Source organism: Clostridioides sp. ZZV14-6387 (assembly GCF_020657835.1).
GTDB lineage: Bacteria > Bacillota > Clostridia > Peptostreptococcales > Peptostreptococcaceae > Clostridioides > Clostridioides difficile_A.
In genome coordinates, this window is sequence record NZ_JAGWCW010000001.1 from 193461 (window position 1) to 210833 (window position 17373).

The 17373-nt window shown below is 26.9% G+C and carries 18 protein-coding genes and 1 other RNA gene; 4 read left to right on the forward strand and 15 right to left on the reverse strand.

The window, feature by feature from the left end; genetic code table 11:
- Positions 1 to 61: 61 nt before the first annotated feature.
- The 5 genes from KGF38_RS00845 to KGF38_RS00865 form a co-directional block, all read right to left on the reverse strand.
- Positions 62 to 337: a DUF6809 family protein gene (locus KGF38_RS00845; protein WP_227832080.1), complete on the reverse strand. Its 276-nt coding sequence runs from the start codon at positions 335 to 337 to the stop codon at positions 62 to 64.
- Positions 338 to 584: 247 nt separating this feature from the next.
- Positions 585 to 1922: a replicative DNA helicase gene (locus KGF38_RS00850; RefSeq protein ID WP_413926741.1), complete on the reverse strand. Its 1338-nt coding sequence runs from the start codon at positions 1920 to 1922 to the stop codon at positions 585 to 587.
- 9 nt (positions 1923 to 1931) lie between these two features.
- Complete coding sequence (locus KGF38_RS00855; RefSeq protein WP_227832081.1) at positions 1932 to 2636, reverse strand: hypothetical protein; 705 nt, start codon at positions 2634 to 2636, stop codon at positions 1932 to 1934.
- 60 nt (positions 2637 to 2696) lie between these two features.
- On the reverse strand, positions 2697 to 3011 hold the full coding sequence (locus KGF38_RS00860) for a hypothetical protein (protein ID WP_038811149.1): 315 nt from the start codon (positions 3009 to 3011) through the stop codon (positions 2697 to 2699).
- Between the two features lie 3 nt (positions 3012 to 3014).
- Positions 3015 to 3215 carry a helix-turn-helix transcriptional regulator gene (locus KGF38_RS00865; protein WP_009891540.1) on the reverse strand — a complete coding sequence of 67 codons (201 nt, stop codon included), beginning with the start codon at positions 3213 to 3215 and terminating at the stop codon, positions 3015 to 3017.
- Positions 3216 to 3352: 137 nt separating this feature from the next.
- Here KGF38_RS00865 and KGF38_RS00870 point away from each other — a divergent pair, with 137 nt between their 5' ends.
- Genes KGF38_RS00870 through KGF38_RS00880 form a run of 3 tightly spaced genes read left to right on the forward strand, consistent with a single transcriptional unit; the run spans position 3353 to position 6091 of the window.
- On the forward strand, positions 3353 to 4126 hold the full coding sequence (locus KGF38_RS00870; RefSeq protein ID WP_227832082.1) for a helix-turn-helix domain-containing protein: 774 nt from the start codon (positions 3353 to 3355) through the stop codon (positions 4124 to 4126).
- A gap of 56 nt (positions 4127 to 4182) precedes the next feature.
- Entirely contained in the window at positions 4183 to 4935 is a 753-nt protein-coding gene (locus KGF38_RS00875) for a Fic family protein (RefSeq protein WP_227832083.1), read from the forward strand.
- Positions 4925 to 6091 carry a site-specific integrase gene (locus tag KGF38_RS00880; protein WP_227832084.1) on the forward strand — a complete coding sequence of 389 codons (1167 nt, stop codon included), beginning with the start codon at positions 4925 to 4927 and terminating at the stop codon, positions 6089 to 6091. Before KGF38_RS00875 ends, KGF38_RS00880 begins: the two co-directional genes overlap by 11 nt.
- 116 nt (positions 6092 to 6207) lie before the next feature.
- Here the strand turns inward: KGF38_RS00880 and KGF38_RS00885 are convergent, their stop codons facing one another.
- From KGF38_RS00885 to smpB, 5 genes are all read right to left on the reverse strand, one after another.
- Positions 6208 to 6438 carry a hypothetical protein gene (locus KGF38_RS00885; protein WP_021426800.1) on the reverse strand — a complete coding sequence of 77 codons (231 nt, stop codon included), beginning with the start codon at positions 6436 to 6438 and terminating at the stop codon, positions 6208 to 6210.
- Between the two features lie 5 nt (positions 6439 to 6443).
- Positions 6444 to 6923, reverse strand: coding sequence for a DUF3990 domain-containing protein (locus KGF38_RS00890; RefSeq protein ID WP_167650473.1), 480 nt, complete (start codon positions 6921 to 6923; stop codon positions 6444 to 6446).
- A complete protein-coding gene (locus KGF38_RS00895; RefSeq protein ID WP_227450928.1) occupies positions 6923 to 7138 on the reverse strand; it encodes a DUF3791 domain-containing protein in 216 nt (71 codons plus the stop codon). Before KGF38_RS00895 ends, KGF38_RS00890 begins: the two co-directional genes overlap by 1 nt.
- A gap of 295 nt (positions 7139 to 7433) precedes the next feature.
- Positions 7434 to 7783: a transfer-messenger RNA gene (gene ssrA / locus KGF38_RS00900) on the reverse strand.
- 157 nt (positions 7784 to 7940) lie between these two features.
- Positions 7941 to 8396 carry an SsrA-binding protein SmpB gene (smpB, locus tag KGF38_RS00905; RefSeq protein ID WP_021386105.1) on the reverse strand — a complete coding sequence of 152 codons (456 nt, stop codon included), beginning with the start codon at positions 8394 to 8396 and terminating at the stop codon, positions 7941 to 7943.
- 516 nt (positions 8397 to 8912) lie between these two features.
- On the opposite strand from smpB, the gene KGF38_RS00910 reads away from it, so the two are divergent.
- Positions 8913 to 9740, forward strand: a complete 828-nt coding sequence (locus KGF38_RS00910; protein ID WP_167639924.1) for an AIM24 family protein — start codon at positions 8913 to 8915, stop codon at positions 9738 to 9740.
- 532 nt (positions 9741 to 10272) lie between these two features.
- Here KGF38_RS00910 and KGF38_RS00915 read toward each other — a convergent pair.
- The 5 genes from KGF38_RS00915 to rnr form a co-directional block, all read right to left on the reverse strand.
- Complete coding sequence (locus tag KGF38_RS00915) at positions 10273 to 10917, reverse strand: ABC transporter permease (protein WP_227832085.1); 645 nt, start codon at positions 10915 to 10917, stop codon at positions 10273 to 10275.
- Positions 10847 to 12136 carry an ABC transporter permease gene (locus KGF38_RS00920; RefSeq protein WP_227832086.1) on the reverse strand — a complete coding sequence of 430 codons (1290 nt, stop codon included), beginning with the start codon at positions 12134 to 12136 and terminating at the stop codon, positions 10847 to 10849. The genes KGF38_RS00915 and KGF38_RS00920 overlap by 71 nt, the downstream gene beginning before the upstream one ends.
- Positions 12133 to 13005 carry an ABC transporter ATP-binding protein gene (locus KGF38_RS00925; protein ID WP_227832087.1) on the reverse strand — a complete coding sequence of 291 codons (873 nt, stop codon included), beginning with the start codon at positions 13003 to 13005 and terminating at the stop codon, positions 12133 to 12135. Before KGF38_RS00925 ends, KGF38_RS00920 begins: the two co-directional genes overlap by 4 nt.
- Before the next feature lie 1081 nt (positions 13006 to 14086).
- Positions 14087 to 14578, reverse strand: a complete 492-nt coding sequence (locus KGF38_RS00930; RefSeq protein ID WP_227832088.1) for a YfbM family protein — start codon at positions 14576 to 14578, stop codon at positions 14087 to 14089.
- Between the two features lie 340 nt (positions 14579 to 14918).
- Positions 14919 to 17054 (reverse strand): ribonuclease R, encoded by a 2136-nt coding sequence (rnr, locus tag KGF38_RS00935; RefSeq protein WP_054271641.1) that lies wholly within the window; start codon positions 17052 to 17054, stop codon positions 14919 to 14921.
- Between the last annotated feature and the right edge of the window lie 319 nt (positions 17055 to 17373).

The window sequence follows — 17373 nt, forward strand, 5'->3', positions numbered from 1 at the left end:
CATATAAAGTTAATATTTTAAGAAGTTTCATAAATTATATTTTTCAGTATATCTAATCAAGTCACTTTAACAACTCACCTATAAACTTTGCTCCTGCTTTAAATCCAAGTTTATAACTAAGTTCTCTTTCAAACTCTACCAATGAATTGAATAAATCGTTCAATTCTAATAATTCATCTCTTCTGTTCTCATCTAATAAACTTTTTTCTAATGATTCATTAATCGCCATAATTTCTTTCCAACTTTCAATATAATATTTGTCTTTTTCTAAAATATCTCTATACATATGTTCATTTATCCAATAATCAAAATATATTTCTATAATTTCATCATACATTTTAGTACCTCCTTGACTTTCCTCAGGCACTTAATATATACTTAAGTTGCTAGGTTAGTGTACATTAAGTACCTAATTTATAAAGGTAGTTGTTATATTTATATGGCAACTACCTTTTTCTAATAAGTGTTTAAATCTAAACTCAATATATTTTAAATCTTCATTACATCTAATTAATACTTATCTTTATCCTTCAATACTTCTTGAAACATAATTTATCTATTACTTAATAAATCATGCTTCTTTTTTATATCTCTTGTATCTTCTTACATTCTTCAAAAGAAAACAAATTTCCTATATACCAATATGGTCTAAATCCTGACTCACCATCCCTATTTTTAGCAACAATAATCTCACTTAAATTAGCACCAAAACCTTTTTCTCTTCGTCTCAGTTCTCTTATATCCTCAATTCCCATTGTCTTACAATAATTAAGAGCTTCTTTTTCTGTAGGTCTATGAATATATATAACTGAATTAGAATCCATATATATCTGCTTTGAGCTTCTCATTACTCTATCCCCTTTAGGTCTTTCATCCTTCAATTCATCATTTAATTGAGCAAGCTGAATAATTGGTATATTAAAATCTAAAGTAATCTTTTTTATTTGTCTTGATAAGTCAGCAAATTTAGCTTCTCCTACTTCTTTACCTTCATAATCCAAAATTTGCAAATAATCAATTATTACTAAACTAGGTTTAATACTCTTTATTTCCCTCTTTATTCCTGATACTGTGTTTACAGAGTCATTTATATAAAGATTATTTTCTTGATTTATTATACTTAAAGCTTGTATATATTTGACTATTTCTTCATCATCTAAGTTTCTATTTTTCATTTTTACAACTGATATTCCAGTTAGTGAGGCTATATTTCTAAATAGAATCTGTATATCGCTCATTTCTCCACTTATAAAAAGTACTTTCTTACCTTGAAATATTACATTTCTAAGTATTTGTAACGCCAATGCTGTTTTACCTCTTCCACTTTTAGCTGCTATTGTAGTTAGTTCACCCCCATATAAACCTCCTATAGTATCATCTAAGAACTTTATTCCAGTTTTAATACCTTCATTTACTTCATCATTTATATATTCAAAGGCTCTCTCTGATATGGCTGTTATACTTGAATCCTTTTTTATTAATTTCTGATTAGCTTTATTTATATCATTTTCTAACTGATATATAAGAGTATTATCATCTATTTCTCCAAGATTGAACTTCTTGAATTTATCAATTATATTTCTATTTTTGTATTTTTCAATAACTATACTTACATAACTCATGAAATTTGATACTGTTGGAACTATTGTTGACAAACTAGTGATATAGCTTATACCTCCAATATTATTCAAATGACCTTTTCTCTTTAATTCTTCTGTAAGAGTTATTATATCTATTACTTCATTTCTCTTATTTATTTCTTTTATAGCATTAAATATGTATTTATGTTCCTCATGATAAAACATGTCTTCATTTAACATTTGCTCTAACTCTTCCACTATTGTTGAATCTAATAAAATGCTTCCTAATATTGATTGCTCTGCTTCTGTATTTTTAATTAAGTTGTTTGAATTATTTATAATATAACCTCCTTACCACTTTAATTGTGAGTCATCTGGATTATATGTTCCTGTCTCTTTATTTATGACAATTTCCTTGCTATGATAATTGCCCTCTAGTATCTTGGTAAAATTACTTGAACTCATTATCCAATCAAAATTTGCTTTCCATCCCGTATTATTATTTCCATTCAGAAAACTTGTTTTACTAACTATATTTATAACCTCTAATACAGTTTCTTTATCATATTCTCTTATTCTTGAATTTATTCTCCTCTTTCTTGTGTCTGTTAGTTTCTTGACCTTTGAAAGTTCAATACAAGTTGAGTTAAATTTGCTTATAATTTCACTATATATAATATTATTTTCATTCTTTATATTCTTGATTGTTGTTGATTGATTGTTAATCGTCTGTTGATTAGGTTGTTGATTTTCTATGTTCTCTTGATAAAGCTCCCAGTTTTCAATAGTTATGACTATATACTTGTTTGTTGTTTCGTATGTTAGAAAACCAGCATTTTTAAAAACCAACAAACAGCTTCTAACCATTTGATAACTAACTCCTTTACCACATCTTTCAGCTATTTTGCTATAGGAAGAAATAAATTGTCCAGACTTTATTTTTATCCTTTTATTATCTATAAAAACATGGTTTTCTTTATGACTAGCCATAAGTAATATAGTTATTAATATTACTTTTCTTTCTGGTTTAATGTCTTTCCAAATTGATTTATCCAACAACTCCCTATAAAGCTTTATCCACCCTTTATTACTCAATTGCAAACACCTACTTTAAGACTATAACTTGATACCATTTGCATTTTCAATAAACCAATCATCCAATTTATTTTTTATTATGTATACTCTATTATTTATCCATATACAAGGAAATCCTTTATTTTTAGAATGACATAACTGCCTAAATTTTGATTCTCCTATAGGATAAAGTCTCGATGCTTCCTTACATGTTATAAGTTCAGCTTTATTTCTTTTCGCATTTTCAATAATTTTATATCCTTGTTTTTTTTCTTGTGCTTCTTCTTCATTCTTTACAATAATGTTTAAAGTAGCTTGTAATGTCTTTAAAACTTCCAAATTATTATTCTCTTTCATATTTTACTCCTCCTTACTAAAAAATAATTCTTCTACTGTTGTATCTAAAGCTCTAGATAGTTTAATCATCAAATCATTGCTTGGATTATTAGCCTTACCTGTTTCCAAGTTTGATAAATAATATCTTGATATACCAACTCTATCTGCCAGTTCTTGTTGCTTTAGACCTTTTTTAATCCTAAATATTTTTAAATTGATTCCCATACTTTTTCCTCCTTTTTTCTAGTTTACATTCGTAAACTTTACATTTTAATTATAATGTCGACATATGTGTACTGTCAATAAAAATATATTATTTTTCTGTTCTCATTTGTGTACTTTTGGGCTATACTTTATACGAGGTGATAATATTGCAAATTGGAAAAAACTTAAAAAATATAAGAAAACAAAAAGAACTAACACAGATTCAACTTGCTGAAATTAGTGGCATCTCAAGAAATGCTCTAATAAACTATGAAAATGATAAAAGAATACCTAGTATAGATACCTTATCAAAACTCGCTAAAGCTTTGAAAATTGAAAAGACTATCTTTTATTTTGATATTGAAAATGAAGTAATGACTAATGAAGATGTTTTATACTTTTTACAATCTTTATTCCCAGAAGAATACTATTCTTTTGATGAATTTTTAAATGCTATTTCAAATCTTATGGAAGATGATGATATTAGAATTACCTCAAGTTTATTGCTAGGTGCTTGGTCTGATAAAGACCAATATTATAAACTTGGTGAAAAATTAGAACTAAATGAAAATCAAGTTTATAATTGGATACTTTCAGATTGTATATCTAATACTGAATTAGATTTTTCATTACATCCTGATGACATAAAAGAAATTATTAAAAATGATGTTCTTACAAAACAATCAATTGATGAATTATTAGATATTGGTCTATCAGAAGAAAATATAGAAACAATCTATGATTATTTTAGTGACCCAACAGATACTGGGAGTAATATTCGACTAAAAAAATTAATATCTCAAAAAGAAAATATTACTATTAAAAATAATGATTACTTTAAATTATTACAAGAAAATAATGAATTAAAGGAAAAAAATGAAAAGCTTGAAAATACACTTAAAGAAATAAAAAAACTACTAAATAAAATATAAAATAATATCAATACTATCTAAAGCAATGATAAAAAACTATGAAAGGAGCTACAATCATGAATAAATCATATATACCAAAATACACATATAAATTTCCTACTAATCTACCTCATGGAGATAAAAAATATACTTTAACATACATTAGAAGAATGATAAGTGAATTTGTATATGATATGGGTAACCTAGAAAATAACCCCTTCACATTCCCAGAAGTACAAACATTACTTGATGGTATAACAGTAGGTGGACATAAATTAAGTGACCAAAATCAAATACTAAATATAAAATCATCATGGGATTATATAATAAAATTAAGTAACAAAGAAAACTTATCTTTAAATAAAGATACAATTTGCTCTATACATAAAATAGTTGCAAAAGATGAAGCTCTAATTGTTGGAGATTTTAGAAACGGTAACATAGGTATAGCTGGTACTACTCAATATGAGTGCATAGAAGCCACTCTATTAAATAATTTATTTATAAGTGACATAAGTATCATAAATAAAATAACTAACCCCTTAGAAAAGGCTATAATAATAAATTTATGGTTGTCCTATTGTCAATTCTTCTATGATGGTAACAAAAGAACTGCTCGACTTACCTCAAACCTAATACTTATAAGTAATGATATAGGAGTTCTATCAATACCAGCCAAACATAAACAAGAATACAACACATTAATGCTAAACTTCTATGAAACACTAGAAGCTGATGAAGTTATAAAATTCTTATTAGAGAAATGTATTACATTCTTCGATGGATATAACTATAAATCATATAAGGAGTTGTTTAAAAATGGCAACTAAAAGAGCTAATGGAGAAGGCTCTATCGGAAAATATAAAGATGGTTGGCGTTCTCGTATAATGATTGGTTATAATGAAGATGGAAAACCAATAAGAAAAGAATTTTATGGTAAAACTCAAAAGGAAGTTAAAGATAAACTTGATGCTTATAAAAAACAATATTATTTAAGTTCTGATATTTCAGATGATAAAATAACTTTAGAGAATTGGTTTTACAATTGGTTGTTTGAATATAGAATAAAAGATTTAAAACCAAAGTCATTTGAAAGATATGAAAGCATCTATCGTAATTATATTAAAGATACTGATTTAGGCAATGTTAAGTTAAAGGACTTAAGAGTATCTCACATGCAAAAATATTACAATAGATTGCTTGATTCCAATAAAAGTATACCTACTATAAGGCAAATAAACACTAAACTGAAAACCTGCTTATCAGAAGCTGAAAAACAAGGTCTTATACAACGTAATTATTGTACTATGGTAAATATACCAGTTGAGAAAAAGGAAAATAAGCTTGAAATATTGACTCTTGAACAACAAAAGAATTTTATAAAAGCTATAGATTGTCATAAATTAGAGGTATTATTTTTACTTGCTCTTGGTACTGGACTTAGATTAGGAGAATTACTAGGACTTAAATGGTTTGATATTGATTTTAAAAAGTCTAATTTAACAGTTAAAAGAACTCTTCAAAGAACATATCTTATAGATAGAAATGGAAATAGAGAGCTTAAAGTATTAGAACAAGAGCCAAAGACATCAAATTCTTACAGAACTGTGCCTATTCCAAAGGATGTCTTAAATAAATTGAAAGAACATAAAGTAAATCAAAATGCAGATATATTAAAGGCTGGAGAATTATATAGAAATGATAATTATGTATTTTGCAATGAATTAGGTGCCCCTATTGATGATAAAAGACCTTTAAGGAATTTAAAGTCTATATTAAATAGCTTAGATATAGAACCTATAAAGTTTCATGGTCTTAGAAAAACTTATGCAACTAGACTTTTTGAGAATGATGTTCCTCCTAAAACTGTACAAGTTTTAATGGGTCATTATGATATATCAATAACTTTAAATATATATACTCAAGTTATGGAAGACAAGAAGATTGAAGCTGTAGAAAAGTTGGATAAAATATTTTCATTGTAAAAATCAAATACATATAAATATTATAATTTCATATAGTTAATTACAAAATCAAAATAAGGATACAAATTAATTTTATATTATCTTGTATCCTTACTCTTATCTAATTTTCTAACTATTTATCTTGGATAACCTATATGGTACATTAATCCATTTTCTAGCATTAATTCTTGAGCCAAGTATATATGACCCTTACAGTGCATATCTGATACACCCTCACTTATAAGTTTATATGTTTCAGAAGTATATAAATAATCCATACTTTCTTCCAAACTCTTGCCTGTCTGCCTAGAAAATTCTAATATAATTTTTTTATATAGTATCTGTAATAATGTTTTATTTGCTTCCATAAGCACTATACCTCCTCTTCACATCTAAACTTTAAATATTTATCTATTACATTTTGATTAGTTATACATATTTGTTCATTTGGCTTATAGTATTTTAATCTTTTTAAAGCTTCATCTTTTTCAATAAGATTATCTTGATACAGTTCTATTGTATTGTAAATCTTATCATCAGCAATTCCACCTATTATAACATCATATTTCATATATACATCACTCATATTTCTACATTCTAATATAAAGTCAAGCCATTCTAAATTATAACTATTGAAGATTTTTACCTTGCAGTTTTCTTTTAATTTATCAATATCTAGAGAATAGCTATTTAAATATGCTTTTTTACCCCTTTTCTTAAAACGTTCTGTCCAGTTAAGTGCCTGTGTTTTTATACTAGTTAAATAGAATCCTTTTCCAAAATCTAAAGAATCTCTTGAGAAGATAATATTAGGCGTTTTTACCACACAGTATGAACCATGATATACAATCATTACATCACGCCCTTTTCTTTAAGCACTTGTATTAAATCTTGCACTATATAACTTTTACTTTGAGAATGTAGTGCTTCATAGCAAGGTATTATATAGTTATCTAAAATATCAGTATCATGTTTAAGAAGTTTATAAACTCCTTCTGAATCTATATCCAATTTTTCTGCTAAAGCTTCAATGCAAAAAATAGAAAATTCTAGTTTTCTTTCATCCATTACAAACCTCAACTCCTATCAAACTTATATAATATATATTTTTATTAATTAACAACTTAAACTATTTTACATTTATAAAAATATTATATCATAAAGTAGATATTAAAATTCTATGTTACCTAATATCATAATAAATAAAGGTTTTTTATACACCCTAAATGCACCCCAATATACCCTCAAAAAAACCTCTTTTTCTGTGGTTGGGGTACAGTTGGTGGATTTTATCACCAAAATAAAAAATACTAGTCAATAAAGACTAGTATTTCCAAGTATTTCATCATTCTTTTTTCAAAATTGGTGGAGACGAGGGGAGTCGAACCCCTGTCCGTAAGTCTTTTCCTCGTTGCATCTACATGCTTAGCCAACTTCACTAGTATCTCGCCTCACATAACGCCAAGTGGCAGGCTCTATGCTTAGCCAGTCCCAATTAATCTACTTTAAGTCGAGACACCCTTAAAGTAGTTCCCTGCATAATGACGTCCAGTCTTAGTCGGCAGGAGGACTAAGAGGGACGAGCAGCAACTAGGCTGCTATCGCGAAATTATCGTCTGCGTTTATTTTAAAGTTCCCCAGTTTTTACGTGACCCAGAGTAACACGACATGCAGCCTCAAGTTCCAAACCCACGTCGAAACCTTTACGCCCCCTTGAGTAGTTTATAGTCCATTAGACTTTTCGCAAACTTTATCACCATTTTTATTAAATTTTTAATGTATATATAATATAATACTTTTAAGAATAAAAATCAATGTTATGTTCTAGATAATAAAGAATTTTATTCTAAAAAATACACTTTTATCTAATTTAATACTTGCCTGTCATTTCTCTTTCTATACGTCTTTGTGCATCTTTCTTAGCCATATCTTGACGCTTATCATATAACTTCTTCCCTTTTGCTAAAGCAATTTCTACTTTAACTTTACCATTTTTTAGATATAAACTAAGTGGTATAAGTGAATACCCCTTTATAGTAGTTGCTCCAATAAGTTTTCTTATCTCATGCTTATGAAGCAATAATTTTCTAACTCTTAAAGAATCAACATTGAATATATTTCCTTGCTCATATGGACTTATATGAACTTGTTTCAAAAATACTTCACTATTATCTACAGATGCATATCCATCACTTAGGTTAACTTTACCTTGTCTTATTGATTTTACTTCTGTTCCTTTTAATTCAATTCCACATTCATAAGTTTCTTCTATAAAATATTCATGTCTTGCTCTTTTGTTTGTTGCTAATACTTTCTTACCAGCCATATAAATCTCACCTTCTTTGCTAGAAATTTCTTCAATTGATATTAATAATTTGCTAAATTTTTCATGCTATTAAATCATTTGACTAACCTGTATAATAACATATTTAGGAATTTTAGTCAAGATTACACTAATATATTAAGTTTCTTAAGTAATATGATAAATAGTAAAGCAAAATAAATAACAAGCCATATCAAATACATTCAATACCAAGCTAAATTTAACTGCTAAAATCAATTTATTAACTTCAAAACAAAAACTACTCTAAATATCTATCTTTTATCTTTTAACATGCCCATAAAATATAATACCCACAAATAATAAATAATACTCAAAATATCCATTTAAATAATCACATATCCTTAAGCAATCCTACTTCAGCTATAACCATCTTAAAGTTTCTTAAAAGATGTAAAAATTTGATGATAAAGTAGCCATTTTTCCAAAAAAAATGTAATATATAATTATATCTTGTAATATTTTAGAGATAAATATTAACTATAGTAGGGAGAAATTTGTATGGATTTAAGCAAAAAAGTAAGAATTTTAGAAAATGCATCAGATGGTAAAAGTGAATTTGAAATATTAGAATTTGAAAAACTTGAAGGTGCTTCTAGCCCAATGATGGCAATGGGATTATATTTTGCTAGAGAAGCTGGCTTAAGAGCTAGACAAATTAAGATAAAGTTAAATAATTCATCAATAAAAACAGAAGCTGGTGCATTATATTATTATAAAGGTAATATCTCTTCTGAAACTAAGATTGGTGGCGTTGGAGGTCTTTTTAAAAAAGGAATATCAGGAGCACTTACTAATGAATCAATGATGAAACCTGTATATAAAGGTACTGGCGAAGTTTACTTAGAACCTTCTTTTAGACATTATTTATTTATGAGTCTTGATAACGACTCAATAGTTGTTGATAAAGGATTATTCTATTGTTGTTCTGATACAATAGAAGTAAAGGCATTTACACAAAAGAATTTCTCATCTGCTTTACTTGGTGGTGAAGGTTTCTTCCAAATAGAATTAAGTGGTACTGGTGTAATCGTTCTAGAATGTGTTGTCCCTCAAAGCGAAATTGTAGAGTATGAATTAAAAAATGGAGAAGAATTAAAGGTAGATGGTAACTTTGCAATAGCAAGAACATCTGGAGTTAATTTCTCTGTTACTAAATCAGATAAGTCTTTAATTGGTTCTGCTTTAAATGGTGAAGGTTTCTTAAATACGTTTACTGGTAATGGTACAGTTTGGCTAGCTCCAACTCAAGTAATGTATGAAAAATTAAGCTTTGGCTCAATGCCTACTAATGATAACATGAATAATAAAGTTTCTAAACAAAAATAGTAGTTTTATAAATACTTACTAAATCATTATGAAATTTATAAAATTGTTATAGGTTTTATTTGACTATCACTGTGAAATCATTATGAAATTTATAAAATTACTATAGGTTTTATTTGACTATCATTATGAATTCATTATGAAATTTATAAAATTACTATAGATTTTATTTGACTATTATTATGAATTCACTATAAAATTACTATAAGTTTTATTAGATTATTATTGTGAAATCATTATGAAATTTATAAAATTATTGTAGGTTTTACTAAACTACTTTTTGTAAAATCACTATGAAATTTATAAATTTACCATAGATTTTATTAAACTATTACTGTGGAATTACTAAAAAATATAAATTTGAGAGCTTTTAATAAAATTCAGTATATATATGTACTTTTATACCAATAGATAAATACATCTATTTACATACATAAATATCAAATTATATCTTGTGTATATAAAAATAAACTTGCATCTCATAAATGTACTTTTTATTTCTATTACCTTCATTTTATTAAAGCTCTCATATTATTTATCTAATCTTCCTTTTTATTGGTTTTATCAATAGAGATATGATTATCAACACTACACTTCCAGATATCAACCAATATTTTTCATCAAAACTGCCTTGACTCATAGACATTATAAAAAAATTTCCAACATACTTATCTTTAGTCATCATATTTAAAATTAAATATCCTATAGACACCATATATCCAATGATTGTATTATTAAATAAATTCGAGAAAAACATTCCCAGACTTCCTACAAACATAGCTGATGCGAAGCTTCCAACGATATACTCAGTTACTGGGAAATCTCCACCTAAATATATCAAAACATTTACAAAACCTATGATTAAAACAGCTATACTTATAATTGACATCAGTATTCTAATTAATTGTACAATAACTTGAGATAGTGATTTTGATGATACTATTTCATCAATCTCCTTTGATTGCTCTAGTGAAAATATAGGTACCAACATTATTATTCCTACTATTACAACATAATTTTCTAAGCATATGGCTGACGAAATTCTATCTAAATTAGCTACTCCTTGTATTAGAGGAATCAAACATAACAATATAATTGAACATATCAAATTAATTAAAGTGCTTAATTTGAAGTTTTCTTTTATTAAAACTAAACAGTTTTGAAAGCTTTGATGCAACATCAAGATTCCCCCTTCTTTTTTGCTCATATAAGAATATCGTTAGCAAAACAATCACTAATGCACCTAGACTCATCATAAATCTATTACTCATAATTTGATTAAAGTTTTGTGCAACAATATTCCCACTTAGCACACTATTATGTCTTATCATTAACCCCATTGTTGGATAATCACCTTTAAGACCTGTAGAATTTATACTGTAAAACCACCAAATTAATTGAACAATAATTGCTATTGGTGTATCTGTTAATATAGTAAGGCTCATACCTATAGCTGTAGCTATCATAAGTGTTGGAAGTAGCCACCATATTGTATATTTTATAAATGCTAAATTATCAACTGATATCCCTTCATTTTTGCCAAATTCAATCAAAGGAAGCAAATCTTTTATACCTAAAATTAATACTGGTAATAACATCATAAAAACAAGTGCAAAATATCTTGATAAAACTATTTTGTATGATGATACTTGTTTTGAATAAATAATTTCTCTCATTCTTGAACGTTTATCTTTAAGTGACATGAAAACTGCCACAAACACTGGAAATATACTTAAGACTATACTTATATAATCACAAAAAATTCTTGCATAGCCATTAGTAATTTTATCTTTTTCTATTGTATAGTTATAATTCTGCATTGCTTCATTATAAGAAATTGGAACTACTCCAAATCTTTGCAACTTATCAAAGGCATATGCAGACCCTCCGCCTAAAATATCATCTACTCTTTGCATTATTTCTTCAAATCTTCCAATAGATACTCTTGAATAATCTATTTTTATGCTATCTCCTTTTTTCCATAGTGAATTTATTTTCTCAATACTTCTACCAGTTATTTCCTCTATATATTGTTCTATGGTTTTGGTTTTATTTTGGTCCAATTTTATAGATTTAACTATTCCTGTTGGATATGTTGTATATGAGTTTTCTTGATATTCTCTAATTAAATTTATAGTTGCATTTGGAATGACTTCTTCTGTTTTCATAGATTCTTTTTGACCATATGGATATTGATTGTGTATAGAATAATATTCCTCAATATCTTCTACCCTTTGAGGAGCAACTAATGGATTCCCATCATTAGGAACATTTTTACTTACATCTTTAGAAACTGAACCTCCAAGTTGAGAAACATAGAAAAACACTAAAACTATAATAAAGACATAATATACTATACTTTTTAATATATTTTTACATTCTTTTAAAAATAGATTCATATCTTCTCTCCTCCCATTATAAGCATATAGCCATCTTCAATAGTTGGATTACATTCTACTGCATTTTCAAAAGGTTTATCATCTGATATGACCCTAAGTGTAGCCTTTCCACCTTGAGTCAGCATACCTATAACTACAAATTTATTTTTTATATTTTCAATATCTTTTTTATCTACTTCAATACTATATACTTTTCCTTGAGCTAGTTTTGCTAAAGCCTCAGTAGAGCCATTGTATATAACTTTTCCACTATCTAATATCGCCACATTTTCACATGTAGCTTCTATGTCTCCAACAATATGCGTTGATAATATAACAATTCTATCATTTGCAATTTCGCATAATAGATTTCTAAATCTTATACGCTCTTCTGGGTCAAGACCTGCTGTTGGTTCATCTGCTATTAAAACTCTTGGATTATGAATTAGTGCTTGTGCTATGCCAAGCCTTCTATTCATACCTCCAGATAAAGACTTTACCTTAACATTTTGATGATTAGTAAGGTTTACTTTACTTAATAACTTGCATATAACTTTACTTCTTTTCCTTAGTGGTATATTTGATAAAACTGCTAAATAATCCATTGCCTTGTATACTGTCATATTGGGATACATTGAAAAATCTTGTGGTAAATAGCCAACCATATTCCTAATATCTTTAGTATTCTCAATAGGAACCCCACACATATCTATTGAACCTTCTGTTTTGGATAATAAGGTAGCTAAAATTCTCATAAAAGTCGTTTTTCCTGCTCCATTTCTTCCTAAAAGCCCAAACATCCCACTGTCAATTTCAAGATTTATACTATCAAGAGCACTTTTTGTTCCAAATCTTTTACTAAGATTAGACACTGATATTTTCATTTCCATATATAAATACACCTCCAGAAATAGTTTTATAGAATTGTATTTCTATAAATTTTTTATTGTATTTTCATAATAAATTCTAAAACTTAAGATATTATTTATAAATTTCTAAATTTTTCCTAAAGATTTTAATTTTTCTACTTTTAATTAGAGTATCTATATTTTTTATTTTTACTTACTTTATTTGTGAGTCCATTTTATATAATAAAAAGATATGGTGGATGGCTAAAGGAATTATTTATAATGGATAGCTTTCAATATGATGGTAAGTTGCTATAACGAAAAAATATTGTAGATAACTAAAAAAATTATTGGATATAAGAGATTAGCTTCAAAAGATAATTGATTTGCATAATGAAAAATAAGATAAGTATACAAAAGAATTGTTGGATATAAGAGTTTAGCTTCAAAAGATAGTTGATTTGCATAATGAGAAATAAGATAAGTATACAAAAGAATTGTTGGATATAAGAGATTAGCTTCAGAAGATAGTTGATTTGCATAATGAAAAAATAAGATAAGTATACAAAAGAATTATTGGATATAAGAGATAAATTTTTTAAAAAATTAATTCACATAATAAAAAAACATACTATCTAATTAAAAGAATTATTGAATATGATAGGTTAGCTTCAAAAATAAATCGAGTCACATAATGAAAAAATATTATAGATATACAAGAGAATTATAGAACACAATAGATAAATTTCAAAAATATAATAGACTCAAAACTATAATTAAAAAATCCTCTATTTTATCAATTAAATTAGAATCTGGAAGATTATTAAATGCTTATTGTAGACTCATATATTTCAGAATCATATTATATAGTCTGTTCTAAGAAATATTTATCACATACTTGTATCCTAATGATACTAACTTCGGATAAATCATTTAGCCTTTTAAGATAAATAAAATATATGTAGCTACACACCACAAGAATCCAAAAATAATTGATATATTTTAAAATGCTACTATTAAATAAATAATTAAAAGGCTAATATGTACCTTCCCTTATAAAATCATACTTCCTCATGTCTAAGATATGTAAATGTATTAATCGTTCATAGTTTTTTAGTAATCATCACATTATATAAAATATTACTGCTTGTCTATCATTAGCAGCTTCTTCTATAAACTTTTTAAGTTCAATCAAATTTGCCCATACATAATCAAAAAACTCTTCTTCATTCTCATCATCCATAACAGGGTAAATATTATTTTCTAACATCTCACTAATATTAAATTTTTCTCTAAACTGCTGCTCTTCCAAACTGTCCATTGCTTCTGATAGCTTCTTTACATCATTAGCTGTAATCAGCATTGCAGGTGGTTCTCCATCAATCTCCATAAATACATTTCCACTCATTACTAGTTTGCTAAATATATTATCATCCTCTCCTCCAAATGGACAACCTGTTAAAGTAAAGTGAATAGCATGCCATGCTTTATCAATACTGATAGTATTATCTTCATCCATATCTCCAAAAAATAAACCTTGTAAGTTATCTTCTGCTTGTTGTAATTTCAAAACATTTTCTTCACTTATTCTAATATAACATCCTATCATACCCATAATTCTATTCCTCCTAAGTAGTGTTTTTTTTATTTTAACACTAAATTTATAAAAAGTAATATATCATTATAAATTAAATAAAACAAAAATTTATGTAGAACAAAAAAAATAAGTGTATCTCAAGTTTTAAATGATACACTTATTTTATATTAAAAATTTATTTTTTAAATATCTGTTTTTAACTAAGTATTTTTATACTACCTATTTTCATCAAATATTTTTATATTATCTATTCTCATTAAATATTTTTTAACTTCTAATTTTCATTGCACATTGAGTATTACAAATTTAGTTATACCATAAATACTACAACTTCTCATATCTATTTTAGATGTTTTACTTATTCCTCTATTTTTTCAACTATTTCAAAATCAATTTCTTTAAAATCTACATTTACACCCTCAACTTTTATCTTAACTAAATCACCTATCTTATATGACTTCTTAGTTCTTTCTCCTACAACACTATAAGAACTCTCATCATAAATATAATAATCATCATTCATATTTGCAAGTCTTATCAATCCTTCTATAGTATTATCTAGCTCAACAAATATTCCAAATGAAGTTACACTAGATACAACGCCTTCAAACTCTTGACCAACTTTATCCTTCATATAAAGAGCCTTATAGAAATCATGTACATCCCTTTCAGCCAATTCTGCTTTTCTTTCTTTTTCAGATGATTGAACAGATGCATAATCCACTATAGTAGTAAGCTGTTCCTGTCTCTTTCCACTTATCTTATTATTTAAAGATTCTTTTATTATTCTATGAATTTGAAGGTCAGGATATCTTCTTATTGGTGAAGTAAAGTGACAGTAGAATTTAGCTGCTAATCCAAAATGTCCACTACATTCTGGTGAATACTTAGCTTGTTTTAAAGAACGAAGCATTATAGTACTAATAGCACCTTCTTCTTTTTTGCCCTTTATCTTCTCTATTATACCTTGTAATGCCTTTGGATGTACTTCCTCTTTGTCACCCTTTATTACATATCCAAATGTAGATATAAACTTACTCAATTCTTCCATTTTTTCCAAAGATGGTGTCTCATGTATTCTATACACAAATGGTATCCCCATCCAATAAAAATGTTCTGCAATTGTCTCATTACTTATAAGCATAAATTCTTCTATTATCTTATTAGATATTCTTCTCTCATATGGCTTTATATCTGCAACTTCACCATTTCCATTTAGAATTATCTTTGCTTCTGGAAAATTGAAATCTATAGCCCCTCTTTTTTCCCTTCTTGACATAAGAATTCTAGCTAAGACCTCAGCATTCTTAAAGTCATCTGCAACATGTTCAAAAGTCTTTTTAAGTTTTTCATCATCTTTCTCTAATATGTCAGACACTTCTGTATAAGTCATTCTAGCTTTTGAATTTATTATAGATTCACATATCTCATGTTTAACTACATTTCCTTTATGGTCTATTTCCATAAATATAGAAAGAGTTAACTTATCTTCAAATGGATTTAAACTACATACTCCATTTGAAAGAGTTTTTGGCAACATTGGGATTACTTTATCTACTAGATAAACTGATGTAGCCCTTTTTAAAGCTTCTTTATCGAGTTTATTTTTTTCTCTTACATAATGTGTGACATCAGCTATATGAACTCCTAATTTAAAGTTTTTATTAGGTAATATTTCTATTGATATAGCATCATCTAAATCTTTTGCGTCATCCCCATCTATAGTAAATATGTTTAAATCTCTTAAATCTCTTCTTCTTTTTATCTCTTCTTGAGGAATTTCAACAGCCACAGCCTCAGCTTCTTGCAATACTTTTTTTGGAAACTCTTCTGGAAGACCATGTTCTCTTATTATAGAGTCTATTTCTACGCCTCTTTCACCTTTTTGACCTAGTATCTCTATAATTTTTCCTTCTGGTTTTCTATCCTCTTGTGGCCATACTGTAATTTCACATACTACTTTATCATTATCTACTGCTCCACTAAAATGTTTTTTAGGTATATATATATCTTTAGTAAACTTTTTGTTATCTGGTGTTACAAAGCCAAAAGTTTTACTTGATTGAAAAGTACCCACTATTCTAGTTATCTCTCTCTTTATAACTTTTACTATTCTTCCTTCAGCTCTCTTTTCTTCAGTCGCAGGTACAACTATTTCTGCCATAACTCTATCATTGTGCATAGCTCCATTTATATTGTCACTTGAAATAAATAAATCTTGCGTATACTCAGCATCAGACTCAACAAATCCAAATCCTTTTTTATGTGATACAAATTTTCCAACAAAATATCCCATTTGATTTGGAGATATTATTTTTCCTTTCTTAGTAAAACTTATATAACCATCTTCTTCTAATTCATTTAAAAAATTATAGAACATTGGCATTTCTGATGAATGTATATCAAAAATTTCTGCTAATTCTTCTTTCTTTAGAGGATTATATGCGCTTTCATTTATTAATCCTAACAAACTCTCTTTAAGTCCTGGTATCATTTTTCCCTCCTATTTTAATCTTTCATTATATTATTGTTTATATTACATTACCTTTTATATTCCTTAGAACAAAGCTTTTTTATTAATTACATATAACTTTTTATACTTTTTATTATTCCTACAAGTTAAATTACTTATTTATATTTTGTATTTATTATAAATTGTAAAGTAATAGCTTAAAACACTATTATGCTGATTCTTTAAGAATAAATTATCTGTATAAATATCATTATGATTGTTTAAATTACTGTTTGTCATCTACTTTATCACCTAATTATACACTATCAGATAGGATTGGTAAAATATTCATCTCATATAA